We start from the raw sequence: 25,899 nt of genomic DNA on the forward strand, positions 1-25,899 counted from the left end.
AACAGAAAGCTTAAAAGCCAGGCTGTGATTGGACATGCAAAACCCCCGAAGGTGGATGTCCAACTTTCGGGGGTCAGTTCATTCCGCGGGTTTTATTCTGACGACTAGCCATTCTCTCGCGGACATGAGGACGAGACGGTCAGTTCAATTTGACCGACGGCTCTCGGCCCCAGACCCGCAGTTTGCCAAGCGCCTGGATAAAAGCCGTGACGTCTTTTGCTGCTCCGAGCGCAATCACGCCCTCATCCAGTGAATCGGCAATTCCGGCCTTCTGCATGAGCGGCAGCGCTGTTTCCACATAGCCGATGAACTTGCAGTGTACGAAGGCGTCCGCCACGAAATCACGGGCCGTGGCCTCCTTCAGCAGATCGCCGGTTCCCTCGGCTGAGGGCAGGAGGGCGACGGCGTCGTAAAGCACCGAAGGTCCGCCGTCGATCATCTGATGTGCTTCGATCCAATTGCCGTCCGAGAGCGTCACGCCACCGATCTTCGGCGCGATCACTTCGAATGTTGCCTTCTGCTCGGTGATCTCGGCAAGCAGCGCCTTGAAGATAGCGGCATCGGTGCCCTCGCTGACAAGAATGCCGAGCTTGCGTCCTTCGAACCGCTTCGGACTGCGCTCGACGATGCTGAGCGCCGACGACGGCTCGAGATCCTGCCGCGTCGGCATGGCGGCATCGGCAGGCTTCGGCATCGATTTGAAGCCGAGTGCGTGGCCAACCTTGCTGGCCAGCGTCTCATCGATGTTCATCAGATGCGAGACCATACGCTCACGAATGACCGGCGTTTCGACCTTGCTCAGTTCGAAGATCAGCGCCGCAGCGATATGGCGTTGCTCGGGCGGAGTCTGGCTGATGTAGAACTGTCGCGCCTGGCTGTAATGATCGGCAAAGCTTTCCGGCCGCAGCCGAACCTTGGGACCCTGCTCCTCGGCCGGGAAGTGGCGATAGCCCTGAACCGGCGATTCCCGTGGCCCCTGATTCCAGGAATTCGGCTGGTAATTGACGCGTCCGACAGGATTGCGCATCGCCATATGACCATCCTGCTGGAAATTGTGGAAAGGACACTTCGGCGCGTTGATCGGCAGATGGGTAAAATTTGGGCCGCCCAGACGTTTCAACTGCGTGTCGAGATAGGAGAAATTTCGTCCCTGCAGCAGCGGATCGTTGCTGAAGTCGATACCGGGGGGAACATTCTGCGTCATGAAGGCGACCTGCTCGGTCTCCGCAAAAAAGTTCTCCGGCATGCGGTCGAGCACAAGACGGCCGATCGGTTTGACCGGAAGGATCTCCTCCGGAATGATCTTCGTCGGATCGAGAATGTCGAAGTCGAATGTGTCGGCGAAGTCCTGATCGAAAAGCTGCACGCAGAGCTCCCATTCCGGGAAGGCTCCCGACTGGATCGACTGCCAGAGGTCGCGGCGATGGAAATCCGGATCCGCTCCATTGATTTTGACTGCCTCGTTCCAGGCGACGGACTGCAGGCCGAGTTTCGGTTTCCAGTGGAATTTGACGAAGGTCGATTCATCCGCTGCGTTGACGAAGCGGAAGGTATGAACGCCGAAACCCTCCATGAACCGGAACGAGCGCGGAATGGCGCGGTCCGACATCACCCACATGATCATGTGCATGCTTTCGGGCGTGAGGGTGATGAAGTCCCAGAAATTGTCATGCGCCGACTGCGCCTGCGGAAATTGCCTGTCGGGTTCCGGCTTTACGGAATGAATAACGTCGGGAAATTTTATCGCGTCCTGAATGAAGAAAACGGGGATGTTGTTGCCGACCAGGTCCCAATTTCCCTGCTGGGTGTAGATCTTCACTGCGAAACCACGCACGTCGCGCGCCAGATCGAAGGAACCCTTGCTGCCGGCAACGGTCGAGAACCGGACGAAGGCCGGCGTCTTTTCGCCGGGCCGCTGGAAAAGATCGGCCCGGGTATAGGCGGCCAGGGATTCGTATGTTTCGAAGTAGCCATGGGCGCCGTAACCGCGCGCATGCACGACCCGCTCGGGAATGCGCTCGTGGTCGAAATGAAAGATCTTCTCACGGAAGTGGAAGTCGTCGATGAGGGCCGGGCCACGGGCGCCAACGCGAAGCGTATTCTGATCGTCGGAAACGGGGCCACCTTGCGCTGTGGTCAGCACCGGCATGCCGTCTTCGGCAAACTGATGAAGCTCGCCGCCTGCACCCCGGTGCACTTTCTGATCATGGATCGTTGCGTTGTCCGAGGGCGAGGTTTGAGAGGTCTTCTTGGCCATCTATATTCTCCGGAAAGGGTTTTACCTAACCGAAGCTCCCCAACGGCCACATGTTCCGCTCGATGCGAAATAAACCGCAACTGGGCAAGAGGCCACCTGGGGGCGGCCGATAGTCGAGCACGGGAGACCCGAGGCCCAACATAAAGGGGCGCGTGGCCTTTCGACCCTGCGCCCCGATTTCCGTCGATCTTAGATCCGGGAGGTAACGATGAGATCTTCCTCTTCGTCGCGCTGCGAACCGCCAAACGCTGCGGCGGCAGCAGCGATGAATGCCCCGATCAGAAGTGACAACGCGCCGAGCAATGCTGTGGTGGAGGCAGCCTTGCGTGCCTCATCGGCGGCTTTCTGGGCGGCGACCTTGGCGTCGTCGATGCGCTTCAGCACAGTGTCGACGCGGGTGCGTGCATCGGCCTCGGAAAGACCGGTGCGAGCAGAGACGATGGTGGCAAGATAGGCCTTGTCGTCATCCGGGATCTGGCCGGCGGCAGCACCGTTGAGGAGGATGCGGGAGACCTCAGCCGTTGCAGCAGCATCATCGGATGTTGCTCCTGCACGGGCCTGTTCAGGACGCAGCAAAGCGTCGGTAAAATAGGCGGTGGGCAGATCCGCGGCCGATGCCGTCGATGACGCCGCTGTACCTGCGGCGGTGGCGGCCGAACCCACGGCCTGTGCGCCCGCACCGGCAAGAGAGGTCAGCGACGAGGCTAGAAATCCGGCGACGAAAATCGTCGCCAGCGCCCAGCTGATGAAGCCATGCGCCGTGTCGCGGAAGAATACCTCGTCGGTGTGGACAGCCGCCCACTTCGTGCGCAGCCGGCCGGTGATATAGCCGCCGAGCCCGGAGGAGAGCCATTGCACGACAACGAGCCAGATCGCCGCCGTCACCCCGACCGTGCCGAGCGAGCTGCTTTGCCCCGACCAGGGCGACACCATCGTCAACCCAACCCCGGATCCAAGCAGCAAAAGAATGAGGGTCACGCCGATGGCAGCAGCGGCGCCTCCGAAGATGGGCCCCCATGTCATGGCGGATTTGGAGGATTCGACCGGAGTAGCAATCTCTCCGGAACCTGTCATTGAAACCGACATGATCCGTCCCTATCGCATAAACAGAGCAAGAAGGATGATGATCGGCAGTGGAACACCAAGCAGCCAAAGCAGAATACCGCGACCCATGAAAGACCTCCTGTCAGAAACTGACGTTACGTGGTTGATGCCACTCAACTTTGAACCACGGTCTTTGTTCCCGGCCGGTTTGGTCATCGACAATCTTCATGCGGAGCTAATCGAGATCGATAAGAATCTTGCGAGTTCGGAGCTGACGTCCGGCGAAGAGAGCGCCATATCTTGAGGGACAAGGTGATCCTGGCAGGAGAGAGCAGAAGCTCTCGTCACTCGGTCACAGCCAAACTGGAGAGGCATCGATGAAGAAATTTCGGGCATTTGTAGCAGCCGGGGCAATCAGTCTTGCCGCCATCATCTCGGCCTGCTCGACACCACCGAATTCCTACGGCACGGCATCAGGATATCAGCCGGGAGATTCAATGAACCCGGCCTGCGCCGATGGATTTCGACCCGGCGACGGTCGTTCGTGCAGCTACTAGAGGCGGTCGTCTCTTTGCCCGTACAAGCAAACGGGATCTGGCGGAGCGTCAGGCCGGCGTTCGGTAAGCCGTCATTTCCGTTTGATGGCAGCCCCTACGGCAGCGCCGATCGCGACACCGAATGTGATGCCGATCGCGGCGTCATCGAACCGTATCGGGCCGACTGCCGCGCCGATTCCGATTCCTATCGCCATACTGAGAGCCATGACCGTGATCTTATCCAGGTGCTGTGGCGAGAGTATGTGTTTCGCTGCATGACCGCGAGCTGCGGGCGTGGTCCGAGCGAGGCAAGCTGATGCTTTGAGCTGAACGGAAAAAGCGTCTATTGAAAGTTCAAGATATTTTTCGAAAATTGGCCAAGACGGCCCGACAGCGCGCCAGCCGGTTCTATTGACGGCCAATCCACCTCATTACCGTTTTTTCCGGAGATCACCTGGCAAAGCGTCAATGAGTTGATGCACTTTACCGGTGGCGAATACGATGTCCTCGCGCGGCAGATGGACTGTTATCTCAATCTCTTCCCACCTGCCGCCATGGTCTTTTGCGAATCTGACGGCGGCTTCCAAAGAGGTGAATTGCACGGCCGGTGCGTTGGCGGTCCAGAACTGCACGCTGCAGTCCGCCGCACTGTAATCTAAAAATGCTTTTTCAGGATCTAGCGCCATGACGTTTGCTTTACACCGCCGCCGGTTGGTTGGCCAGCGAATGCCTACCCGTCGTAAAAAGCGCGTTGTCCGCGATGCCCAACGCGAAAAGCCCTTATGGGAGCATTCAAAAGCGGGAGGGAAAGTGGGGAAGAAAACGCCTGCCTTCGGATTTATCAACGAAACAGGCGATTACTTGAAAAATGGCTCCCCGGGCCGGATTCGAACCGGCGACCTGTCGATTAACAGTCGAATGCTCTACCGCTGAGCTACCAGGGATCACTGCTTGGCGCGGTGTGAGTGGGCTAATACAAACGCTTTCCCGATTTGCCAAGCGGTTTTTTCAAAAAAATGAAATGAACTTGTATTTGGGGTGCCTGCGCCCATCTCTTGGGAATGACAAATGTGAATGATCGCAGTGAGACAAGTGGTGGCGAAAAGCGCAAGACGCGGGCACGGCGCTTCGGCATCGATCATGCAAGCGGCAGGCTTGTGCTCGGCTCCTTCAGCATCGGCATGCCACGCTCGCGCATCGCGCGGATGGCACTCGGCGTGGCCCTCATTTTCTGCGGCTTGCTGGGTTTCTTGCCCATTCTCGGCTTCTGGATGCTGCCGCTCGGCTTCCTGGTGCTCTCGCATGATCTGCCGTTCGCGCGCCGGCTTCGGCGGCGGCTGGCTGTCTGGTGGCACAGGCGGCGAAACCCGGCTGGCTGATGGGCAAGGTGGGTGTGGAACTGTGGATCGCTTTTCGCTTTCGTGGTTTATCGAATGTAAAACGCAAAATTGCGTCACGATGGTCCGGGTGAGGAAATGAAGGCATTTTTTGTTGTCGCCCTGTCGGCAGCGGCTGTTCTCTCAGCCATTTCCGCCGAGGCCCAAGTAGACAGCGGCGGTTTTGACGCTCGCGGCATCTGTCGCCGTCCTGAAGGCTGCGTGGTCGATCACGGCCAAGGCGGCAATAGCGGACCTCGAAACTATCGCAATTTCAACGGCCGGAATGAGCGCGACGGGAGGAACGACCGCGAGCGGGACAATCGGCGCTACCGTTCTCAGAACAGGAGCGACAATTTCGACGCCGGAACCAGCCGCCTTGTCGCAGGCCCGGAGATTGGGCTGGGGGCGCAGCTCATCCAGATTCGCGTCTAGTTGGATCTGAGTTCGCTTTCCTCGAAAACCCCGCCATGGTCCGGATCGAGGCTGGTCGCCAGCAACAAGCTGCAAGCGGCAAGGAGAAGGACGAGCTTTACTGCGTAGGATGCCACGGAGACCGGTTGTCGGCGGCCCGGTGATACGCGAGACGGCGCTATATAGTATTTGTAATAGAAGTGCGGATCATCCGTTTCCAGCAGGTTCTGGTAGACGTGCAGCGGAATATTTGCATGTTTCACCGGCGGAGAACCTGGGAATTTTACATGCAGATCCCGGGTTTCGGCATCGAATGCCGCATGCACGTGCTTCGATTTGAGGGCAGCCCAATCCATCGCAAGCTCCTATACCCTCCCGAGGATAATTGAGGCCCGGACGATGATCGAAGTCAAGTCAAGAATTTGCTTCAAATGCAATCATTGGCAGGAAATGGGGCATCGTCACGGCCGTGAAAATTCCAGCCTGCGCCCACTCCGTTTGGGGATGGAAAAATGCTCGTTTCACCAGCTGCGGAATGGCGTTTTTCCGAAATGCCCTCTTGCGATTTCCTTACGATCATTCTAAACGCTCGCCACGGCTCAGATAACGAGCGCGTGAGGCCTCGTGGCGGAGTGGTGACGCAGAGGACTGCAAATCCTTGTACCCCGGTTCAATTCCGGGCGAGGCCTCCAACATTCTTCCACATGATAGAATCAATGTGAAACGCCGCTGGCGCAGCGGTCGGCATCGGCCTTTGCGATGCTACCAGATCCGCTGGCCGGGCGAAAAATCCAACTGTGACGGATTGATTCCCGTGAGTCGGTAGAGCGCCCTCAGGCCGCCCTTGCGGATTTCCGCCTGATATTCCAGATCGCTCAGTTCAGGCCCGTCATCGATTTCGGGGCCGGCGCCGAGCAGCCGTCGCATGCCCTGCGGCGAAATGCGGGTGAAGCTGCGAATGTCGCCGCTGCTGTATTTGATCAGCAGCAGGCGGGCATCGGCGTTGTAGTGAAGCGCTTCTATGCCGCGCGATTGGATCAGAAAGGTTTGCATGCGCACACCCATAGCGGAAGGCGAGGGCGCAGCAATAAAATGGTTGATGTAACGTTAATGCGCATGCGGCTGTCGAAGGCTGGATTTCAAAGGGAAAGAACGCATGTCAGACCTGCGCCCGCCGACATGAATTGCCGCAGCCGCGATGCGGGGGATATCTCCGAATGCGCTTCGGCGCCCTATCGCCTCCAGGTCGTTTCGCCGTCCAGCAGCCCGCAGCAGAATATGCCAATCAGCGCTGCGACGATGAAAAAATCGAACAGCGTGAAATATTCGAAAATCGCAGACATGGCCTGCTCCTCCTATTTCCTCCGTTGCAAATCATAACATGAAGGGGCGGAAGGTTCCACGCTGGAGTTGCAGCGTCCATCCTGTCTCCTGTGGCACGGAAGAGGCGCCGGCCGGATTCTTTCCGCCTGCGGCTGCCAAGCCTTGAAAGCATCCGTGGTGGAGATTAAGAGACGAGGGACAGGAACCGCTTTTTAAGAGCGAGAGGACATGATGGATTTCGAAGCAGCGCGCGCAAAGATGGTCGATACCCAGGTTCGCACGACGGACGTTACCTCGCATTCCGTGCTGACGGCGTTTCTCACGGTGCCGCGTGAGACTTTCGTGCCGGAGAAGGCGAAGCTGCTGGCTTATATCGACAACGATGTCGAGATCTCAGCCGCCGCACCGGGAAAGCCGGCCCGCTTCCTGATGGAGGCGTCGCCACTCGCCAAGCTGCTGCAGCTGGCCGCGATCACCAAGGATGATTTCGTACTCGAAGTCGGTTGCGGCACGGGTTACACATCGGCGCTGCTGTCGATCATTGCCGGCTCCGTCATCGCGCTCGAATGCGACGAGGCGCTCGCCGCCGAGGCGAAGACGCAGCTTGCCGGATACGCCAAGGTCGAAGTTGTGACCGGCCCGCTCGAAAATGGCTACGCTGCCGGCGCTCCCTATGACCTGATCTTCGTCAACGGCGCCGTCGAAGAGGTTCCGGCAACTCTTCTCGGTCAATTGCGCGATGGTGGCCGTCTGATCACGGTCGAAGGTTACGGCAATGCTGCCCGCGCCAAGGTCTTCGTCGCCGAGCGCGGCGCTGTTTCGGAAAATGTCTTCTTCAATGCCTCGGTCAAGCCGCTGCCGGGTTTCGCCAAGGCGCGTGAATTCGTTTTCTGACATCGTTCTTATCGACGAAATTCAGCGACGGGCGCCATCGGCGCCCGTTTTTTATCAATGCCGCTGGAAAGCCTTCACAAACATCATTTACGCTGACGCGACCACGGCGGACTGGATAGAGGCCGTGCGCTTCAAGTTCTGTTTCATGGATGTCGCCGCAGCAAAATCGCGACAGGCTTTGCGGGTGGCAAACATTGGGTAACAAAACTGTGCATGGCGGCATTCATTTGATTCGCGATGATTTTTTTCACGCCCGGGGTATTCTAAGGTCGTGGTGATTCGGATGAATGCTCCACACCATCCGGTCGTTGTTTTGGGATAACGGGGATAGAAATGGCTCAGCCAAGTGTAGCGCGTGAACCGTCCATGGAAGAAATTCTGGCCTCCATCCGCCAGATCATCGAAAGCAATGAGCCCGGCGCCGGCAAGGCGATTTCCGCATCCCTGCCGCCGGTCTACGGCGCCGATGAGGATGACAACGGCTCCGAAATTCATCTGACGGTCGACGACACCTATGCCGGCGTGGAATTCCCCGAACCGGTCATGCGCTCCTCCGATCCGCGTTTCGTCGCCGCCAATTCGGCCGGCACCGCCCCCGAAGCAGAAGTACCGGCCCGCGCCCTGTCGCTTGCCGATGTCGCCGCCCGCGTGCGCGCCGCCTCCGAGCGCAGCGCCGTGCAGGCCGGTCAAGCCCTGCGCGAAATTCCGAGCGGTTTCCGCCAGCCCGAACCGCAGCCGGCCGTGATGCCGGAACCGCCGCGCGCCGCGGCACCGCAACCGCAACCACAGCCTATTTTCCCCGCTGCCGCAGCGCCCGTTCAGCATGTTGCGATCCAGCAGCCGGCCGAGCCGGTGCTTGCGGAAACGCCTGGGGTGGCCGTCGCCGAGCCGGCGCCTGCCGTCGAAACAGCGCCACCGGCTATGGAGCCCGCTCAGTCGTCGACCGAGCGTTTCCTGCCGAGCGTTCTGGACGAGGTCCAGCCGACGCTGCTTTCGGAGGATGCCGGCCTGCAGATCAGCCGCTCTTTCGAGGAGCTCGCCGCGGCAATCGACGGCGCAGAGCGCCGGTCGCTGGACGAGATCGCAGAGGACATGCTGCGCCCGATGCTGCGCGAATGGCTTGATGATAATCTGCCGACACTGGTCGAGCGGTTGGTGCGCGAAGAAATCGAGCGCGTGGCACGCGGCCCGCGTCGCTGATCGGATTGCTTTTTCTTGAAAAGCCGCTCCGGTCTCCGGGGCGGCTTTTTTATTGACTTGGCCGTGACCATCCTATTTACAAACGCCACCCTCGAACCTCGAAATTGGTCATAAAATGCTCGACAAGACCTATGATTCCGCCGCCGTCGAACCGAAAATCGCCGCGAAATGGGACGAGGCGGATGCCTTCCGTGCCGGTGCGAACGCCCGGCCCGGAGCGGAGACCTTCACTATCGTGATCCCGCCGCCGAATGTCACCGGTTCGCTGCACATGGGGCACGCACTGAACAACACGCTACAGGACATCCTGGTTCGCTTCGAGCGCATGCGCGGCAAGGACGTGCTCTGGCAGCCGGGCATGGACCATGCCGGCATTGCCACCCAGATGGTCGTCGAGCGCAAGCTGATGGAACAGCAGCTGCCCAGCCGCCGCGACATGGGCCGCGAAGCCTTCATCGACAAGGTCTGGGAATGGAAGGGGGAATCGGGTGGCCTGATCTTCAACCAGCTGAAGCGTCTGGGTGCGTCATGCGACTGGTCGCGCGAACGTTTCACCATGGACGAGGGCCTGTCGCAGGCCGTTCTCGAGGTTTTCGTCACGCTCTACAAGGAAGGGCTGATCTACAAGGACAAGCGCCTCGTCAACTGGGATCCGAAGCTGCTGACGGCGATCTCCGATCTTGAAGTCGAACAGCATGAGATCAAGGGCAATCTCTGGCATCTTCGCTATCCGCTCGAGCCGGGTGTCACCTACCAGTACCCGATCGCTTTCGACGAGGAAGGCAAGCCGACCGAATGGGAAACGCGCGACTATCTGGTCGTTGCCACCACGCGTCCGGAAACGATGCTGGGCGATACCGGTGTTGCCGTCAATCCGGAGGACGAGCGTTACAAGTCGATCATCGGCAAGCATGTCATCCTGCCGATCGTCGGCCGCCGCATTCCGGTCGTTGCTGACAGCTACGCCGATCCGACGGCAGGTAGCGGTGCCGTCAAGATCACGCCGGCGCATGACTTCAACGACTTTGACGTCGGCAAGCGGGCTGGCCTGCGCTCGATCAACATCCTGAATATCGACGGCACGATCACCATCAAGGACAATGAGGATTTCCTCGAAGGCCTCGACAATCCGGCGGCGCTGCATGGCGCCTGGGACCGCCTGGAAGGGCAGGACCGCTTCTATGCGCGCAAGGTCATTGTCGAGATTTTCGAAGAGGCCGACCTTCTCGACAAAATCGAACCGCACAAGCACATGGTACCGCACGGCGACCGCGGCGGCGTGCCGATCGAGCCGCGGCTGACCGAACAATGGTATGTCGACGCCAAGACGCTCGCCGAACCGGCGATCGCCTCGGTCCGCGAAGGTCGCACCAAGATGGTGCCGAAGAGCTGGGACAAGACCTATTACGAATGGATGGAAAACATCCAGCCCTGGTGTGTCTCCCGTCAGCTCTGGTGGGGTCACCAGATTCCCGCCTGGTACGGCCCGGACGGCCAGGTCTTCGTCGAAAAGACCGAGGAGGAGGCGCTGCAGGCGGCGATCCAGCATTACCTCTCGCATGAGGGGCCGATGAAGGCCTATGTCGAGGACCTGCTCGAAAACTTCAAGCCGGGCGAGATCCTGACGCGTGACGAGGACGTGCTCGACACCTGGTTCTCCTCGGCACTCTGGCCTTTCTCGACGCTCGGCTGGCCGGACGAGACGCCGGAGCTGGCGCGTTATTACCCGACCAACGTTCTTGTCACCGGCTTCGACATCATCTTCTTCTGGGTTGCCCGCATGATGATGATGGGCCTGCACTTCATGAAGGACGAGGATGGCGAACCGGTCGAGCCCTTCCAGACCGTCTATGTCCACGCGCTGGTGCGCGACAAGAATGGGCAGAAGATGTCGAAATCGAAGGGCAACGTCATCGATCCCTTGGAACTGATCGACGAATACGGCGCCGACGCGCTGCGCTTCACCCTGGCAATCATGGCGGCGCAGGGCCGCGACGTGAAACTCGATCCGGCCCGCATCGCCGGCTACCGCAATTTCGGCACCAAGCTCTGGAACGCCACGCGCTTCGCCGAAATGAACGGGGCAAAGAGCGACCCGCATTTCGTACCCGAGGCGGCTGAGCTCACCATCAACCGCTGGATCCTGACCGAACTTGCCCGTACGGAACGTGACGTAACGGAAGCACTCGAAGCCTTCCGCTTCAACGATGCCGCCGGCGCGCTCTATCGTTTCGTCTGGAACGAGGTCTGCGACTGGTATCTCGAGCTCTTGAAGCCGGTCTTCAATGGCGAAGACGAGGGCGCCAAGGCGGAAGCCCAGGCCTGCAGCGCTTATATTCTCGAGGAGATCTACAAGCTGCTGCATCCCTTCATGCCCTTCATGACCGAAGAGCTTTGGGCCCATACGGCAGGCGAAGGCAAAGAGCGCGACACATTGGTCTGCCATGCCGAATGGCCCGCGCCGTCCTATGCCGACGACGGGGCGGCCGACGAGATCAACTGGCTGATCGACCTCGTCTCCGGCATCCGCTCGGTGCGCGCTGAAATGAACGTGCCGCCGTCGGCGACAGCCCCGCTCGTCGTCGTCAAGGCCAACAACCTGACGCGTGAACGGCTGTTCCGCCACGACGCCGCCATCAAGCGCCTTGCGCGCGTCGAGGCGATATCGCTGGCTGACGATGCGCCCAAGGGTGCCGCTCAGATCGTCGTCGCTGAAGCGACCATCTGCCTGCCGCTCGGCAAGCTGATCGACCTTTCCGCCGAAAAGGCCCGTCTCGAAAAGGCGATTGCCAAGATGGAAGGCGAGATCTCCCGCATCGACGGCAAGCTCTCCAACCAGAAGTTCGTCGCCAACGCCAATCCCGAAGTGGTCGAGGCCGAGCGCGATCGTCTCGAGGAACTGAAGGGGCAGATCGCAAGCCTGAGGACCGCTCTTTCCAGGGTGAGCGAAGCCGGGTAAGTTTCACGGACCCATTTTGGTAAGTTATTTCAAAGACGCGCCCTCCGCGGGCGCGTCTTTTTTGTTGTGATTCGTCCGGTTCGCGCGTGAAACGGCGCATTTTCAGCACTTCATCCTGTGGATTGCTCTCATGCGAAGCTCCAGCGGGCGAAAACTGCCACTGTTGTCGGATTGATACAGCTTCTGCAATGTTTGGAATGAACACCCAAAAGCCCACCTGAAATTCGATAGGTCTGGAATAAAATTTTATTAACCAGGTTTTTTGACGTGTCCGTCAATTTCTTTACGTAAGTTAGCCACTGCAATGCCTGGGAGCGCTGCCGTGGGGCGCGTTGCCATATAACGCGAACACTTACTAGAGTGGGGTCACATCAATTGCTGGAGTGGGGGAGACACAATGGCATCTCGTAGGTTTTCCAAGGGCATAACATCGCTCGTTCTTCTTTCGTCGCTTGCATCGCCGTCCTTCGCCGGCGGTCTGGAGCGCGGCGGATACAATATCGACCTTCTCTTCGACAATTCGAGGTTCGCCGTCCAGTCCGGCGCGACCTATGTCATGCCGCAGCGCAAGCTGAAAAACGTCAAGGACACCGATCCCACCGATGGCCTCGGCACGAACGGCATTGGCGGAGGTTCGACCACGGCTGATGATACTGAGGATTACTGGATCCCCTATCTCGGGGTGAAGGTCGGTTTCGGCGACTCCATCGACTGTATGGGCGATTTTTCGACACCCTTCGGCGCACACACCAATCCCGGCGCCGACTGGCTGGGTGTCAACGACAACATCGAAACAAAGATCAGCACCCGCAACTACGGCGCCACCTGCTCCTATCGTTTCGATATGGGCCCCGGCCAGCTTCGCCTGATCGGCGGCGGCTTCTATCAGACGGTCGATGGTTTCAAGACACGCCTCGTCGCGCCGATCACAGGGGCGGCCGCGCTGGTCTATGACGGCACCGGCCGTCTGGATCTTGCCGACCAGGCCATGGGATGGCGGGCGGGCATCGCCTACGAAATCGAGGAATATGCCTTCCGCGCCAGCCTGGTCTACAACAGCAAGGTCAAGTATGACGATCTCACCGGCACGGTCGACCTGACCGAGGTGCCGAAGGCCGCCAATCCTGCCAATCCCTACCTTGGCGTCGTGACGCCGGTCTATGGTTCGGCTGAGGCGCCGGATTCCGTCGAACTCAAGCTGCAGAGCGGCATTGCGCCCGACTGGCTCGCCTTCGGTTCGGTCAAGTGGACGAATTGGAGCGTGCTGCAGTCGATCGCCTTCTGCCCGAAGGCCACCAAAGGCGTCGTCGCTTGCTCCGCCAGCAGCCAGCTCACCTCGCTCGATCTCTTCTATCGCGACGGCTGGACGATCAGCGGTGGCGTCGGCCACAAGTTCAACGAGCAATGGGCTGGCGCCCTCAGCCTGACCTGGGATCGCGGCACGAGCCAGGGCTACGGCGCCCAGACCGACACATGGACGCTCGGCGCAGGTGTCTCCTATACGCCGGTGGAGAATGTCGAGTGGCGTCTGGCCGGCGCGCTCGGCATCATGACCGGCGGAGAATCCGGCACCTACGTGTATAATGGCCGGACCTACGGCAACGACGTCTCCTATTCCTTCGGCGACGATCTGCTGGCGGCCCTTTCCACCAGCGTAAAGGTCAAGTTCTGATCTTGCTGCCCAAGTAGACGTCTTAGAGCCCGGCAGTTCGCCGGGCTTTTCTTTGGGCGTTGGCAAGACAAATCGACGTTCCAATTTGTGACGATTCAGCAACACATTTTTACGACGTTTGGCGTATGGTGGCGGCAGGGCGAATTTGTCCATTTCCCGCCACAAAGAGGGCGCAGCGCTATTCGCAGGCGAGGAGATGGCAGGCGTACGGTGCGTGTAAATAGTAGCATGGGTCGATTTTTTTCCGGGTACATCAGATCGTACGGCGCGATTGGCGACATTCGTTCGATTGCGGTCGTTTCGCTTTCCGAACAAGGCAGTTCCGGCCGCCAATCCGGCCTCGCGATGAAGTCGTCGATCCGTTCATTGTCGCTGTTTTCGACCCGCTCGGATGAGCAGCCCGGCTTTGCCGAAAATGTCGATACCGGTTTCGTCACATTTACTGTTTACGAATGCGATAAAGGCGGGAAGGCGAATACCGCACCTACCGAAAGAGTGCCACGGAGATTGCAGTCGAGCCATGCCGGGAGCCGGGTGGTTCTGAAGGATGGGCTGAGAATATCGCCTTTGAGAAAGGGCCAGTGGGCTGGATGCGACGCGGGTAAAGGAGCCATGGAGCTCGCCGCGGGATCGCTCGCCTCGAAGAAATACATCCGCGGGATGCACGGTGCGAGCGCCGTTGCCGCCTGCCTGAGATGAGCGAAAGAAATCGGTTGAAATGGTGACGTCCGAGTTCAAACTGTTCAAATTCATGCTGATGGGCATGTCGATAGCCGTAGCACTGGCGCTGTCCGGTCCGTGCCGCGCATTCGACATCAAAGGTGGCGTCAGCAAGGAATCCGGACCCTTCGATCTCTTCAAGTTCGGCTTCAAAGCCTATAAGAACGGCCAGAAGGAAGAAGCGGTCGAAGCCTATAAATACGCCGCCGAAAAGGGCCACACCGGTTCGCGCTGGGCGCTCGCCAACATGTATGCCGACGGTGACGGTGTCACGCAGGACGATTTCGAAGCCTTCAAGATCTACAGCGAGATTGCCCAGCAGGGCGTCGAACCTGGCTCGGAAGATACGGGCTTCTTCGTCAACGCGCTGCTCTCGCTCGCCAGCTATTACAAGCATGGCATTGCCGGCAGTCCGGTCAGGATCGACCTCAGCCAGGCGCGCCAGCTTTATTTTCAGGTGGCCTCAACCTTTGGCGTCCCCGAGGCGCAGTTCCAGCTGGCGCAGATGATGCTGGCCGGCGAGGGCGGCAATGCCAGCCCGCAGCAAGCCAAGAAATGGCTGAACCAGGCCCGCAAGAGCGGCCATCCCGGCGCCATGGCGGTCTTCGGCAATATTCTGTTCGATGAAGGCCAGACGGCCCGCGGTCTGGCCCTGATGACGGCAGCACTCGACCGTTGCAAGCCCAAGGACTGCAGCTGGATGGAAGCGCTGCAGGAGCAGGCCTTCTCGGTTGCGAACGAGGCCGACCGCCGCACGGCGGTATCCCTCTCGCACACCATCGCGAGCGGTTCCGACGACTAAGCGCCGATTGGACGCTCAGCCCGCGAAATCGAAATAAGCGATGACAGGCACGTGGTCGGACGGCTTTTCCCAGGCCCGCACATGTTTTTCGATCGCAGCCGATGTCATCCGGTCGGCGGCTTCCGGCGACAGCAGCAGATGGTCGATCCGGATGCCGTTGTTCTTCGGCCAGGCGCCGGCCTGATAGTCCCAGAAGGAATAGAACTGCGTCGCATCAGTCGTCGCGCGCACGGCATCCGTCAGCCCGAGATTTTCGAGCTTGCGAAACGCCTCCCGCGTCTGTGGCAGAAACAGTGCATCGTTTTCCCAGACCTTGGGATCGAAGCAGTCGTGCGGTTCCGGGATGACATTGTAATCGCCGGCAAGAACCAGCATGTCCTCATAGGCTAGCCGTTCGGCTGCAAACGTCCGCAGACGCTCCATCCAGGCGAGCTTGTAGGGATATTTCTCCGTTTCGACAGGATTGCCGTTCGGCAGGTAGATGCAGCAGACGCGCAGGATGCGCGTGTCGGACAGCGTGAACGCCGCTTCGAGGAAACGCGCCTGTTCGTCCAGCGGATCGCCGGGCAGGCCGCGGTTGACTTCGAAAGGTGTACTCTTGGAGAGGATCGCGACGCCGTTGAAGCCCTTCTGGCCGTGCGTTTCGACATGATAGCCGAGCGCCTCGATCTCCAGCCGCGGGAAACCCTCGTCGACCGTCTTGATCTCCTGCAGGCAGACGATATCCGGATCGGAATCCTTGAGCCATTGCGTGAGATTGTCGATGCGCGCCTTGACGCCGTTGATGTTCCAGGTCGCGATCTTCATGGCTCTGTCCCGTTCCGCATCATGCATGTCGCCCAGAAGTGTGCAGCGGTTCTGGGATAACGACAGGCACAAAAAACAAAGAGCTAAAGCGCACCGCATGAATCAGCGTCGATGCAGCGCGCTTTAGTGCGCTTCTTTTATCGTGGTCTTTCACCGGCGGACAAGACGATAAACCGGCCGGAAGAGATTCTTCGGCCGGTTTGATGGGGAGTCCGTGCGTTTAGACGTTCAGATCGAGAAACTGGTGCCACAGCCGCAGCTTGCCACCGCATTCGGGTTCTTGATCTGGAAGGATTGGCCAAGCAGATTGTCGACGAAGTCGATCTCCGAGCCCGCCATGTAGACGAGCGAAAGGCTGTCAATCAGCACCTTGGCATCGTTCTTTTCGACGATGATGTCGTCGTCGTCAGCCCTGTCGGCAAGATCGAACTTGTAGGAAAACCCCGAACAGCCGCCGCCTTCGACGGAAACGCGCAACGCGCTCTTGCCGGCTTCGGCGCCGACGATCGCAGCGATACGCTTTGCCGCGGCATCTGAAAGGGTTACACTTGTATCCGTCATGTTTCCTCCTGCCGGGGTCAAGATCCGGAGAGAATGGGTTTTGGCACTTGAATGTTCAAATGCCTGATATCAAAGAAACTTACCATAATCTTCGCGAAAAGGCGATGATGCGCCGAAGCGGTTAAGAAAGCGCCTCTTTGCCGTTTCATCGAGCTATAGGTATGAAGAGCGATAAGCGGCGTCAATGGGCAGATGCGGCAACATGCAGGATGACGGTGAAGAATGACGATCGATACGCGTGCTTTGGGTTTCGGCAGCAGTGAAAGGGCGGTCTATGCGGCCGATCCCTGGACGACGCGCGGACGGCTCTATCAGGAGGACGGCAGCCCGACACGCTCCGATTTCCAGCGCGACCGCGACCGCATCGTTCACACCACTGCCTTCCGCAGGCTAAAGCACAAAACCCAGGTCTTCATTGCCCAGGACGGCGATCACTACCGCACCCGGCTGACTCACACGATCGAGGTGGCGCAGATCGCCCGCGCTCTTGCCCGCGCCCTGAAGCTCGACGAGGATCTGGCCGAGGGCGTTGCGCTCGTGCACGATTTCGGCCACACGCCGTTCGGTCATACCGGCGAGGACGCGTTGCACGAGGTGCTGCTGCCCTATGGCGGCTTCGACCACAATGCCCAATCGCTGCGCATCGTGACCAAGCTGGAGAGGCGTTATGCTGAATTCGACGGCATCAACCTGACATGGGAAAGCCTCGAAGGTCTCGTCAAGCACAATGGCCCGCTTCTGACGCCTGAGGGAGTCGGCACGCGCGGTCCCGTTCCGCAACCGATCCTTGATTATTGCGAGCTGCACGATCTCGAGCTTGCAACCTATGCCAGCCTCGAGGCCCAGGTTGCGGCGATCGCCGATGACATTGCCTATAATACCCACGATATCGACGATGGCCTGCGCTCCGGCTATCTGACTTTCGAGATGCTGGAGGAAATCCCGTTTCTTGCAGGGCTGATGGCCGAGGTGCGGGAGCGATATCCGCATCTGGAGGCCAGCCGCTTCACCCATGAGATCATGCGCCGTCAGATTACCCGCATGGTGGAAGACGTGATCGGCGTCGCGCAACAACGCCTGTCGCTCTTGCGCCCTGAAAGCGCAGCCGATATCCGCGGTGCCGGCCAGATTATCGCCAGCTTTTCCGAGGGAATGGCCGAGACCGACAAGCAGATCAAGGCGATGCTCTTCAAACGCATCTACCGCAATCCGGATATCATGCGCATCCGTGCCGGCGCCGCCCAGATCGTCACCGATCTCTTCGCCGCCTACATGGCCAATCCGAAGGAGATGCAAAGCCATTACTGGGTCGATCATATCGCCGGCCTGTCCGACGCGCCGAAGGCTCGTCATGTCGGCGACTATCTCGCCGGCATGACCGACACCTATGCCATCAGCGCCCACAGGCGGTTGTTTGACCACACTCCGGATTTGCGATAGGCAGCGGTCGCCCACGCCGAGGGCCGATTTGAGCCTTTGGCACAGCCTATGCATGGAAGAGTGCGATGAACCTTTTTACCGACTTCGAAGCCAGGATCAAAACCGCCCTTGAACAGATCGATCTGGTCAGGGAAAAGCGATCCGAGCTCGATTTCGGCCGCATCACCGTCGAGCCGCCGCGTGATGCGAGCCATGGCGATGTGGCGACCAATGCCGCAATGGTGCTGGCAAAACCGCTCGGAACCAACCCGCGCGCGCTGGCCGACGTCATCATCGCCAAGCTGAAAGAGGATGCCGACGTCGCCGACGTCTCGGTCGCGGGTCCCGGCTTCATTAACATCCGTCTCGCCGTCGGCTACTGGCAGCGGCTGCTCGCATCGATGATCGGCGCCGGCACCGATTACGGCCGCTCGACGCTCGGCAAAGGCAAGAAGGTCAACGTCGAATATGTCTCGGCCAATCCGACCGGTCCCATGCATGTCGGCCATTGCCGTGGCGCCGTCGTCGGCGACGCGCTCGCCAACCTGCTCGCTTTTGCCGGTTACGGCGTCGAGAAGGAATATTACATCAACGATGCCGGCTCGCAGATCGACGTGCTCGCCCGTTCCGTCTTCCTGCGCTATCGTGAAGCGCTCGGCGAAAAGATCGGCGAAATCCCCTCGGGTCTCTATCCCGGCGACTATCTCGTGCCTGTCGGTCAGTCGCTTGCCGCCGATTACGGCGTGCGTCTGCACAACATGCCGGAAGACCAATGGATGCCGATCGTCAAGGATCGCACCATCGATGCGATGATGGTGATGATCCGCGACGATCTGGCGTCGCTGAACGTCCATCACGACGTCTTCTTCTCCGAGCGAACCCTGCATGCCAATGGTGCGGCCGCGATCCGCACGGCGATCAACGACCTGACCTTCAAGGGTTACGTCTACAAGGGAACACTACCGCCGCCGAAGGGTCAGCTTCCCGAGGATTGGGAAGATCGCGAACAGACACTGTTCCGCTCGACCGAGGTGGGCGACGATATCGACCGGCCGCTGATCAAGTCGGATGGCTCCTACACCTATTTCGCCGCCGACGTCGCCTACTTCAAGAACAAGTTCGACCGTGGTTTCGACGAGATGATCTACGTGCTTGGCGCCGACCATGGCGGTTACGTCAAGCGCCTGGAAGCGGTTGCACGCGGCGTTTCGGACGGTAAGGCGAAGCTGACGGTGCTGCTCTGCCAGCTCGTCAAGCTCTATCGCAATGGCGAGCCGGTGAAGATGTCGAAACGCTCGGGCGATTTCGTCACGCTTCGGGACGTCGTCGAAGAAGTCGGTCGTGATTCGGTCCGGTTCATGATGCTTTATCGCAAGAATTCCGAACCGCTCGACTTCGATTTCGCTAAAGTGACGGAACAATCGAAAGATAATCCAGTCTTCTACGTGCAATATGCGCATGCTCGCTGCATGTCGGTCTTCCGGCAGGCGAGGGAGGCTTTTGCCGACCTCGATGTTTCGCCCGAGAATCTCGCGCAAACCGTTGCAGGCATTGGCGATCCGGCCGAATTGCAGCTCGTCGCCAAGCTTGCTGAATTCCCGCGTATCGTCGATGCGGCGGCCCAGTCGCAGGAGCCACATCGCGTCGCTTTTTACCTCTACGACCTCGCCAGTTCCTTCCATGCGCACTGGAACAAAGGTAAAGATCAGCCAGAATTACGATTTGTTAATGATAAAAACCGAGAATCAAGTATTGCCAGACTTGGGCTGGTGTACGCCGTCGCGTCGGTTTTGAAGTCGGGACTCGCCATTACAGGCACTGCCGCACCGGACGAAATGCGATAACGTCACCATTTCCCCACAATGCGCTGGCATTTGAGCGTTGGCGTTTGCGAGTGGGAATAGGCATGGCTGATAAACAACTTGCGTATGATACGCGCGGAAAAAACGATCTGTTTGCCGATGATGATCCGTTGGCTGAACTTGCCCGGATCGTCGGCTTCGAGCCGCGTGTTGCGGCGAATACGGTGACTGAGACCGCACGCCGCGAGCCCGCCCTCGATCTCGAAGACGAGCTTGGGCGCGAGTTCGACCGCTACGATTCGCCACGTCCGCTCGCAGAGCTCGACCGGCCCGCCGAGCCGTTCTCTGATGATGTCACTCCTGAAGATTACGTCGAGCCCGTTCTCGACGCTTCTCCCGCCGCCGAACGTGCGGAGGCTCCTGAGCCGGTTTCCGTCGCCCCCGTCGAGGCTGAAGAAGGCGAGGCTGATGAAGAAGTAGCTTTGCCCGCCGCAGGGAATGAGGACGCATCTGCCGCCGACTGGGCGGAGCAGCTTTCCCCCGAGCCCGAGGCATCGTTGCAATCGGCCTTCGGCGGTGCGCGCGACCTGATCGAGGAGCTTGAGCTGTCGATCGGCGCAGCACCCGTTTCTTCGCTGCCGCAGCCCGCCAAGGCGCCGCAATGGTCGGCCGCCAGCATCAGGCTGCCGCTTGCCAATTTCCATGCACCGAAGCGCGAGGAACCGGTTGTTTTGCCGGAGCCTGTGGCCGAAACGGTCGCAGCACCGGTTGCTGAGGCACCGTCCGCCGATCTTTCTGTGGTCGAACCGCAACCTGTCATCGAGCCGCCGGCGACCGTCGCCGCTATCGAGCCTTCCGAGGAATTCGAATCCGCTTCACCGTCGCTTGGCTTCCCCGCCGAGCTCGATCGCCATGATGAGGTGATCGCATCGGAAGAGACCGCCGAGGCCGAAGAATTCGTCGAGATCGAGGAAGAGCTGCAGGATTTCGGGTCCGATGCCGGTTTCGATCTCATCGCCGCCGCCGTCGAAGGCGAGATCCAGGCCGATGCCGCGCTGACCGAGGTCGTGCCTGATGTTCCGCACACCGCCGGCACGTTCGATCTTGACGATCTGCTCGCCGACGTCTCGCGTTATCCGGTGCCGCAACGTGCCAATCCGACGCCCGTCTCGCCGCAGCCCGCATCGATCGAGGCAGCGCCCGTTTCTGCTGCTCCCATGGCCGCCGCACCTGTCGAGCCCAAGGTGATCGCGCCCGCACCGCTCGCCGCAGCACCCGTCCAGCCTGCTCCGATCGAACCGGCTCCGGTCTATGCTTCCGAAGCCGCAAGGCCGATCGCGCCGCAGCTTGCCGAGGTCGTTGTGCCCCAGCCTGCCGCAACGGCATATTCGCGGGCGCCGCAGCCGGTGCCGGAAGCCGACGACCCCTTCGCCGGCCATGATTTCGAGCTGGATCTTGCCGGCATCGAGCTGGAACTCGCCGACCTCGATTTCTCCGAGACGTCCGACCCATCGCCGCAGCCAGAGCCGCCTGCACCTGCTCCCCAGCCAACCGCTGCCGTCGCTACGCCTCGGCCCGCGCCTGTTTTTGCGCCAGAGCCGCCAGCTCCTGCTTTCCAGCCGGCCGCTGCCGCCCCTGTACGGTCCGCTCCAGCCTTCGTTCCCGAGCCGCAGGCTCCAGCTCCGGCTCCGGCTTTCAACTGGGCGGCTGCCTCCGACTCGACCGAAGACCTGCCATTCGATCCGGCGATGATCTCCGATCCGGAGGATCGTCCCGAGACCGTCGACGACATGCACGTGCCGACGCTGCCGCCGGTCGAGCAGCCCGCGCCGGTCGCGAAAACTGCTGATTTCGATTTCGATCTCGACGCGGAGATCGCCAGCTTCTTTGAACCGGCCAAGCCGCGGCAAACGCCGACGCCAGTCCGGGATACGGCTGCGGCCGCGGCAACGCCGGTCAAGCCCACCATCGCCGATGGCCTCGATGATTTCGAACGGGCGCTGGAGGAGGATTTCCGCCGCAGCGTGCGCGAGCCGGTCGAGCGCCGCGAGACCTCCGAGGTTCGTATCGAGTCGGCAAGCCAGGCCGCTGATTTCAGCCGCGCCCGGTCGATGCGCCGGCTGCTTGCCGGGGCCGTCGTGCTCGTGGTCTTCGCCGGTGTCGCTTATGGTGTCTATTCCTCCGTGTGGAACGGCGAGGGGCTCGGCATTGTCGCGTCCGGCGAGCCGCGCGTGATCACCGCCGACAAGGAGCCGGTCAAGGTCGTTCCGGAAAATCCTGGCGGCAAGACCGTGCCGAACCAGGATAAGGCCGTTTACGACCGTGTTGCGGGTTCTGCCGAAGAGCCGAAGCAGAAGGCGCTCGTTTCTTCCGACGAGGCGCCCGTCGATGTTGTCCAGCGCACGCTGACACCGGAAGCGCTGCCTGAAGACGACGAGAACGCCAACGCTGACGATCAGGTCACGCCGACTGCGGTCGGTGAGACGGAGGATCCGCGTCTGTTGCCGAACCAGGACAATGCCGACAACGCTTCGGCAAGCGACGCCGACAAGACGCCGTCCGTTTCGCCACGCAAGGTCCGCACGATGATCGTCAAGCCTGACGGTACGTTGGTTGCCCGCGAGGAGCCGGCGCCCGTCGATCAGCCGATGCCGTCTGCCCAGCCGACGCAGTCTGCTCAGGCGACACAGTCTGCCCAGGCGACGCCGTCTGCCCAGCCGACACCGCCGGCTCAGCCGCCGTTGACGGCCCAGTCGACCCCGTCCGCGCAATCGACCTCGCCCGTGCCTCCAGTCGGCGGAACGGCCGCAAGCTTCCCGGCAAGCGCCGAGGTTGCTTCCGCCGATGCGCGTTCTGCAGCCCCTGTCGAAACTGCGCCGGCACAGCCGCCGCTCGCCGGCAGTGCTGATGCGCAGGCCGCAAATCCCGCTCCGGCCGCTCCGCCGGTGCGCCCGGTCAAGACCTCGGCGATTGCCGATACCGCGCCGATTCCGACCGCGCGTCCGGCCGACCAGCCCGTCAACGTCGTCGGCACCGTCACCGAGAAGGGCAATGTCCGGCCGCCCGCACAGCAGCCGAAGACGACTGAGGTCGCGGCCGCAGCTCCAGTCGCCGCAAAGCCACAGCAGGCCGCATCCGCCGGCGGCTACGGCATCCAGATCGCCTCGCTGCCTTCGGAAGACGAGGCGACCAAATCCTATGCCAACCTGTCGAAGAAATTCGCCAGCGTGCTTGGCGGCCGCAGTCATGAGATCCGCAGGGCCGATATCGCCGGCAAGGGTACTTTCTACCGTGTCCGCATTCCGGCCGGTTCCAAGGACGAGGCCGCAGCGCTCTGCGAACAGTATCGCGCGGCGGGCGGAAGCTGCCTGATCTCCAAGTAGATCGGTTTTTTGAACAGAATATAGGAGCGGCGGGCCGGATCGGCCCGCCGCTCTTTTTTGTGCATCCGGCCCGACCTTGCTCGCATTTGGCCGGGCGCCGTCTATGATTCGGATATGACCGAATCAAAAGCGATGATCCTTGGCTGCAGCGGCCTTTCCCTCACATCCGAAGAGAAAGCCTTTTATCGGGGCGAACGGCCCTGGGGCTTCATCCTCTTCGGGCGCAACATCTCCGAAGCACGGCAGATCACCGATCTCGTCGCCGAACTGCGCGACAGTGTCGGCTGGCATGCACCGGTGCTGATCGACCAGGAGGGCGGCCGCGTCCAGCGCATCCGCCCACCCGTTCTAGCGCGTTATCCTTCCGGCCTGGCGCTCGGCGATCTCTATCGCCGCGATCGCGTGCTCGGCCTGCGCGCCGCCTGGCTGATGTCGCGGCTGCACGCCTTCGACCTTTCGAGCCTCGGCATCGATGTCGATTGCCTGCCGGTGCTCGATGTGCCTGTCGAGGGCAGCAGCAACGTCATCGGTGACCGAGCCTATGGCGGCGATCCCGAAACCGTCATCGCGATGGGGAAAGCGGCTGCCGCAGGGCTGAAGGCCGGCGGCCTGTTGCCTGTGATGAAGCATATGCCCGGCCACGGTCGCGGCTTTGCGGATTCACATCTGGAGCTGCCTGTCGTCACCGTCTCGCGCGATGAGCTGGAGCTGCATGATTTCCCGCCCTTTGTCGCGATGAAGGACGAGTTGATGGCCATGACCTGTCACGTCGTTTTCGCCGCCATCGACCCGGACAATCCGGCGACGACCTCGCGCAAGGTGATCGACGGCATCATCCGCGAACACATCGGCTTTAACGGTCTGCTGCTCTCCGACGACAGCTCGATGAACGCTCTTTCCGGCACGATCGGTGAACGCGCGGCGAATATCATTGCAGGCGGATGCGATATCGTGCTGCATTGCAATGGCAATATGGACGAGATGCTAGATGTCGTGGCAAATGTTCCGCCGCTCGCCGGCATATCGCTTGCCCGTGCAAAAGCGGTGGAAGCGGGCTTCGCGACGCCGGATACATCAGATGAAGCGGAATTGAGGGCGGAATTCGAGGCGATGTTTGCGACGGTCTGATCGTAAGGGAGTAGCTAGGTGAGCACGGTCAAGGGCACGGAACGCCCGCAGGCGGCGACGCCGATGGACAAGTTGTGGCAGGATAACGGTGCCGAGCGCGCCAGCCACGAGCCGGCGCTGGTGATCGACGTCGCCGGCTTCGAAGGCCCGCTCGACCTGTTGCTCTATCTCGCCCGAAACCAGAAGGTCGATTTGTCGCGCATTTCGGTGCTGGCGCTCGCCGAGCAATATCTGCTGTTCATCGAAAGCGCCCGGCGTATCCGCATCGAGCTTGCCGCCGACTATCTCGTCATGGCAGCCTGGCTTGCCTATCTGAAGTCGAAGCTGCTCATTCCCCAGCAGGTCAAGGATGACGGCCCTTCCGGCGAGGAGCTGGCGGCAACACTCGCCTTCCGCCTGAAACGTCTCGAAGCCATGCGCCAGGCGGCAGACGGCCTCGTCAACCGCAACCGCCTCGGCCGCGATATCTTCGTGCGTGGCGCCCCCGAGCATATTCCCGACCGGCAGCAGTCCGCTTACGCGGCAAGCCTCTACGATCTCCTGACTGCCTATGCGGCGCTGCGCCAGCGCCATGCCGTCACTCAGGTGACGATCGAGCGGCGCACCGTCTGGTCGCTGACCGATGCCCGCGAACTGCTGACCCAGATGATCGGCGAGATCGGTGACTGGACGGCGATGGAACATTATCTGCTGCGTTATCTCGCAGCGCCTGAAGAACGCGTCACAGCAATCGCCAGCGCCTTTGCCGCCTCGCTGGAGCTGGTGCGCGAGGGCAAGCTCGAAATCCGCCAGGACGGCGCCTTTCAGCCGATATACATGCGCCGCGGTCCGAAACATGCCACGCTGCAGGTGGTGGAACAGGAGCGGCCGGTTTGATCGACCTGAGGGGTGAAGAAGATTTCGAAGGCAATTTCGAAGACAGGGGCCGCGACCTGCAGGCCGAGATCGAGGCCGAGCGCATCGCTGAGGCGCTGGTCTTCGCCTCCTCGCAGCCGGTCTCCGAAGGCTTCCTCGCTGAGCGCCTGCCCGAGAAGACCGACGTGCATGCGATCATGCTGCGCCTGAAGGAGCAATATGCGCCGCGGGGCGTCAATCTTGTGCAGGTCGAAGGCGCCTGGGCCTTCCGCACCGCCGCCGACCTGTCCTTCGTCATCCGCCGTGATGACAATGAGGTGAAGAAGCTTTCGCGCGCCGCACTGGAAGTGCTGGCGATCATCGCCTATCATCAGCCGGTGACACGTGCGGAAATCGAAGATATCCGCGGCGTCCAGACCTCGCGCGGCACGCTCGACGTGCTGATGGAGGCGGGCTGGGTGCGCTTCCGCGGCCGCCGGCGCACACCGGGCCGGCCGGTGACATTGGGCACGACACGCGATTTCCTCGACCATTTCGGACTCGAAGAGCTGCGTGACCTGCCCGGTCTCGAAGAGTTGAAGGGAGCGGGCTTGCTGTCGGGCCGCATTCCGGCGAATTTCAATATTCCCTCGCCGTTGATGAACGACGAACTGACCGAGGACGAAGACCCGATCACCCAGATGGACCTCGAGGAACTGGGGTTGCTGGCACCGCGTGGCACCCCTGAAGATTGAGGGGCTTGCGTCT

23 protein-coding genes and 2 tRNA genes are annotated in these 25,899 nt (G+C 60.7%); 16 read left to right on the forward strand and 9 right to left on the reverse strand.

What is annotated here, in order from left to right; all coding sequences use genetic code 11:
• Positions 1–139: 139 nt before the first annotated feature.
• A complete protein-coding gene (katE, locus tag BS629_RS05630; protein ID WP_018241774.1) occupies positions 140–2,257 on the reverse strand; it encodes a catalase in 2,118 nt (705 codons plus the stop codon).
• 189 nt (positions 2,258–2,446) lie between these two features.
• Entirely contained in the window at positions 2,447–3,343 is an 897-nt protein-coding gene (locus tag BS629_RS05635; protein WP_018241775.1) for a hypothetical protein, read from the reverse strand.
• Between the two features lie 335 nt (positions 3,344–3,678).
• Here BS629_RS05635 and BS629_RS39640 point away from each other — a divergent pair, with 335 nt between their 5' ends.
• Positions 3,679–3,858, forward strand: coding sequence for a hypothetical protein (locus BS629_RS39640; RefSeq protein WP_018241777.1), 180 nt, complete (start codon positions 3,679–3,681; stop codon positions 3,856–3,858).
• A gap of 71 nt (positions 3,859–3,929) precedes the next feature.
• Here BS629_RS39640 and BS629_RS38090 read toward each other — a convergent pair whose 3' ends face one another.
• The 3 genes from BS629_RS38090 to BS629_RS05650 form a co-directional block, all read right to left on the reverse strand.
• Entirely contained in the window at positions 3,930–4,259 is a 330-nt protein-coding gene (locus BS629_RS38090) for a glycine zipper domain-containing protein (RefSeq protein WP_131586057.1), read from the reverse strand.
• A 9-nt stretch (positions 4,260–4,268) separates the two neighbouring features.
• Entirely contained in the window at positions 4,269–4,523 is a 255-nt protein-coding gene (locus BS629_RS05645) for a hypothetical protein (protein ID WP_018241779.1), read from the reverse strand.
• Between the two features lie 183 nt (positions 4,524–4,706).
• Positions 4,707–4,781, reverse strand: a tRNA-Asn gene (locus BS629_RS05650).
• Positions 4,782–4,898: 117 nt separating this feature from the next.
• Between BS629_RS05650 and BS629_RS05655 the strand changes: the two genes are divergently transcribed.
• Positions 4,899–5,216: a hypothetical protein gene (locus BS629_RS05655; protein ID WP_018241780.1), complete on the forward strand. Its 318-nt coding sequence runs from the start codon at positions 4,899–4,901 to the stop codon at positions 5,214–5,216.
• A gap of 96 nt (positions 5,217–5,312) precedes the next feature.
• Entirely contained in the window at positions 5,313–5,648 is a 336-nt protein-coding gene (locus BS629_RS05660) for a hypothetical protein (RefSeq protein ID WP_018241781.1), read from the forward strand.
• Here the strand turns inward: BS629_RS05660 and BS629_RS05665 are convergent.
• Positions 5,645–5,983, reverse strand: coding sequence for a KTSC domain-containing protein (locus tag BS629_RS05665; protein ID WP_018241782.1), 339 nt, complete (start codon positions 5,981–5,983; stop codon positions 5,645–5,647). The genes BS629_RS05660 and BS629_RS05665 overlap by 4 nt on opposite strands.
• 262 nt (positions 5,984–6,245) lie before the next feature.
• Here BS629_RS05665 and BS629_RS05670 point away from each other — a divergent pair.
• A tRNA-Cys gene (locus tag BS629_RS05670) sits at positions 6,246–6,319 on the forward strand.
• Positions 6,320–6,389: 70 nt separating this feature from the next.
• On the opposite strand, the gene BS629_RS05675 is transcribed toward BS629_RS05670, so the two are convergent.
• Positions 6,390–6,692, reverse strand: coding sequence for a hypothetical protein (locus BS629_RS05675; protein WP_018241783.1), 303 nt, complete (start codon positions 6,690–6,692; stop codon positions 6,390–6,392).
• A 486-nt stretch (positions 6,693–7,178) separates the two neighbouring features.
• On the opposite strand from BS629_RS05675, the gene BS629_RS05680 reads away from it, so the two are divergent.
• From BS629_RS05680 to exoR, 6 genes are all read left to right on the forward strand, one after another.
• On the forward strand, positions 7,179–7,844 hold the full coding sequence (locus BS629_RS05680; RefSeq protein ID WP_018241784.1) for a protein-L-isoaspartate O-methyltransferase family protein: 666 nt from the start codon (positions 7,179–7,181) through the stop codon (positions 7,842–7,844).
• Positions 7,845–8,177: 333 nt separating this feature from the next.
• Positions 8,178–9,044 carry a PopZ family protein gene (locus BS629_RS05685; RefSeq protein ID WP_018241785.1) on the forward strand — a complete coding sequence of 289 codons (867 nt, stop codon included), beginning with the start codon at positions 8,178–8,180 and terminating at the stop codon, positions 9,042–9,044.
• Positions 9,045–9,159: 115 nt separating this feature from the next.
• The gene (locus BS629_RS05690; RefSeq protein WP_018241786.1) at positions 9,160–12,003 is read left to right on the forward strand and encodes a valine--tRNA ligase; all 2,844 of its coding nucleotides are present in this window, start codon (positions 9,160–9,162) and stop codon (positions 12,001–12,003) included.
• Between the two features lie 397 nt (positions 12,004–12,400).
• The gene (locus BS629_RS05695; protein ID WP_018241787.1) at positions 12,401–13,675 is read left to right on the forward strand and encodes an OmpP1/FadL family transporter; all 1,275 of its coding nucleotides are present in this window, start codon (positions 12,401–12,403) and stop codon (positions 13,673–13,675) included.
• A gap of 87 nt (positions 13,676–13,762) precedes the next feature.
• Positions 13,763–14,374 carry a hypothetical protein gene (locus BS629_RS05700; protein ID WP_245275443.1) on the forward strand — a complete coding sequence of 204 codons (612 nt, stop codon included), beginning with the start codon at positions 13,763–13,765 and terminating at the stop codon, positions 14,372–14,374.
• 19 nt (positions 14,375–14,393) lie between these two features.
• Positions 14,394–15,197: an exopolysaccharide production regulator ExoR gene (gene exoR / locus BS629_RS05705; RefSeq protein ID WP_003558862.1), complete on the forward strand. Its 804-nt coding sequence runs from the start codon at positions 14,394–14,396 to the stop codon at positions 15,195–15,197.
• Positions 15,198–15,212: 15 nt separating this feature from the next.
• On the opposite strand, the gene xth is transcribed toward exoR, so the two are convergent.
• Positions 15,213–16,004 (reverse strand): exodeoxyribonuclease III, encoded by a 792-nt coding sequence (xth, locus tag BS629_RS05710; protein ID WP_018241788.1) that lies wholly within the window; start codon positions 16,002–16,004, stop codon positions 15,213–15,215.
• A gap of 228 nt (positions 16,005–16,232) precedes the next feature.
• Entirely contained in the window at positions 16,233–16,565 is a 333-nt protein-coding gene (erpA, locus tag BS629_RS05715; protein WP_018241789.1) for an iron-sulfur cluster insertion protein ErpA, read from the reverse strand.
• A 222-nt stretch (positions 16,566–16,787) separates the two neighbouring features.
• Here erpA and BS629_RS05720 point away from each other — a divergent pair, with 222 nt between their 5' ends.
• From BS629_RS05720 to scpB, 6 genes are all read left to right on the forward strand, one after another.
• Positions 16,788–18,005: a deoxyguanosinetriphosphate triphosphohydrolase gene (locus tag BS629_RS05720; protein WP_018241790.1), complete on the forward strand. Its 1,218-nt coding sequence runs from the start codon at positions 16,788–16,790 to the stop codon at positions 18,003–18,005.
• A 65-nt stretch (positions 18,006–18,070) separates the two neighbouring features.
• Positions 18,071–19,828, forward strand: coding sequence for an arginine--tRNA ligase (argS, locus tag BS629_RS05725; RefSeq protein WP_018241791.1), 1,758 nt, complete (start codon positions 18,071–18,073; stop codon positions 19,826–19,828).
• A gap of 62 nt (positions 19,829–19,890) precedes the next feature.
• Positions 19,891–23,169: an SPOR domain-containing protein gene (locus BS629_RS05730; RefSeq protein ID WP_026188369.1), complete on the forward strand. Its 3,279-nt coding sequence runs from the start codon at positions 19,891–19,893 to the stop codon at positions 23,167–23,169.
• 114 nt (positions 23,170–23,283) lie between these two features.
• Positions 23,284–24,297, forward strand: coding sequence for a beta-N-acetylhexosaminidase (gene nagZ, locus BS629_RS05735; protein ID WP_026188370.1), 1,014 nt, complete (start codon positions 23,284–23,286; stop codon positions 24,295–24,297).
• A gap of 18 nt (positions 24,298–24,315) precedes the next feature.
• Positions 24,316–25,173: a segregation and condensation protein A gene (locus tag BS629_RS05740; RefSeq protein WP_018241794.1), complete on the forward strand. Its 858-nt coding sequence runs from the start codon at positions 24,316–24,318 to the stop codon at positions 25,171–25,173.
• A complete protein-coding gene (scpB, locus tag BS629_RS05745; protein ID WP_018241795.1) occupies positions 25,170–25,886 on the forward strand; it encodes an SMC-Scp complex subunit ScpB in 717 nt (238 codons plus the stop codon). Before BS629_RS05740 ends, scpB begins: the two co-directional genes overlap by 4 nt.
• Positions 25,887–25,899 lie beyond the last annotated feature (13 nt).

Source organism: Rhizobium leguminosarum bv. viciae USDA 2370 (assembly GCF_002008365.1).
Classification (GTDB): Bacteria; Pseudomonadota; Alphaproteobacteria; order Rhizobiales; family Rhizobiaceae; genus Rhizobium; species Rhizobium leguminosarum.

Excerpts from the sequence above, each read along its gene's own strand:
- BS629_RS05635 (WP_018241775.1), bottom strand. The coding sequence starts at position 3,343 with ATGTCGGTTTCAATGACAGGTTCCGGAGAGATTGCTACTCCGGTCGAA.
- BS629_RS05685 (WP_018241785.1), top strand. The coding sequence starts at position 8,178 with ATGGCTCAGCCAAGTGTAGCGCGTGAACCGTCCATGGAAGAAATTCTG.
- nagZ (WP_026188370.1), top strand. The coding sequence starts at position 23,284 with ATGACCGAATCAAAAGCGATGATCCTTGGCTGCAGCGGCCTTTCCCTC.
- BS629_RS05695 (WP_018241787.1), top strand. The coding sequence starts at position 12,401 with ATGGCATCTCGTAGGTTTTCCAAGGGCATAACATCGCTCGTTCTTCTT.
- BS629_RS05680 (WP_018241784.1), top strand. The coding sequence starts at position 7,179 with ATGATGGATTTCGAAGCAGCGCGCGCAAAGATGGTCGATACCCAGGTT.
- katE (WP_018241774.1), bottom strand. The coding sequence starts at position 2,257 with ATGGCCAAGAAGACCTCTCAAACCTCGCCCTCGGACAACGCAACGATC.
- exoR (WP_003558862.1), top strand. The coding sequence starts at position 14,394 with ATGGTGACGTCCGAGTTCAAACTGTTCAAATTCATGCTGATGGGCATG.
- BS629_RS05675 (WP_018241783.1), bottom strand. The coding sequence starts at position 6,692 with ATGGGTGTGCGCATGCAAACCTTTCTGATCCAATCGCGCGGCATAGAA.
- BS629_RS05645 (WP_018241779.1), bottom strand. The coding sequence starts at position 4,523 with ATGGCGCTAGATCCTGAAAAAGCATTTTTAGATTACAGTGCGGCGGAC.
- BS629_RS39640 (WP_018241777.1), top strand. The coding sequence starts at position 3,679 with ATGAAGAAATTTCGGGCATTTGTAGCAGCCGGGGCAATCAGTCTTGCC.
- BS629_RS05660 (WP_018241781.1), top strand. The coding sequence starts at position 5,313 with ATGAAGGCATTTTTTGTTGTCGCCCTGTCGGCAGCGGCTGTTCTCTCA.
- erpA (WP_018241789.1), bottom strand. The coding sequence starts at position 16,565 with ATGACGGATACAAGTGTAACCCTTTCAGATGCCGCGGCAAAGCGTATC.
- BS629_RS05720 (WP_018241790.1), top strand. The coding sequence starts at position 16,788 with ATGACGATCGATACGCGTGCTTTGGGTTTCGGCAGCAGTGAAAGGGCG.
- BS629_RS05730 (WP_026188369.1), top strand. The coding sequence starts at position 19,891 with ATGGCTGATAAACAACTTGCGTATGATACGCGCGGAAAAAACGATCTG.
- BS629_RS05665 (WP_018241782.1), bottom strand. The coding sequence starts at position 5,983 with ATGGATTGGGCTGCCCTCAAATCGAAGCACGTGCATGCGGCATTCGAT.
- argS (WP_018241791.1), top strand. The coding sequence starts at position 18,071 with ATGAACCTTTTTACCGACTTCGAAGCCAGGATCAAAACCGCCCTTGAA.
- BS629_RS05690 (WP_018241786.1), top strand. The coding sequence starts at position 9,160 with ATGCTCGACAAGACCTATGATTCCGCCGCCGTCGAACCGAAAATCGCC.
- BS629_RS05655 (WP_018241780.1), top strand. The coding sequence starts at position 4,899 with ATGACAAATGTGAATGATCGCAGTGAGACAAGTGGTGGCGAAAAGCGC.
- xth (WP_018241788.1), bottom strand. The coding sequence starts at position 16,004 with ATGAAGATCGCGACCTGGAACATCAACGGCGTCAAGGCGCGCATCGAC.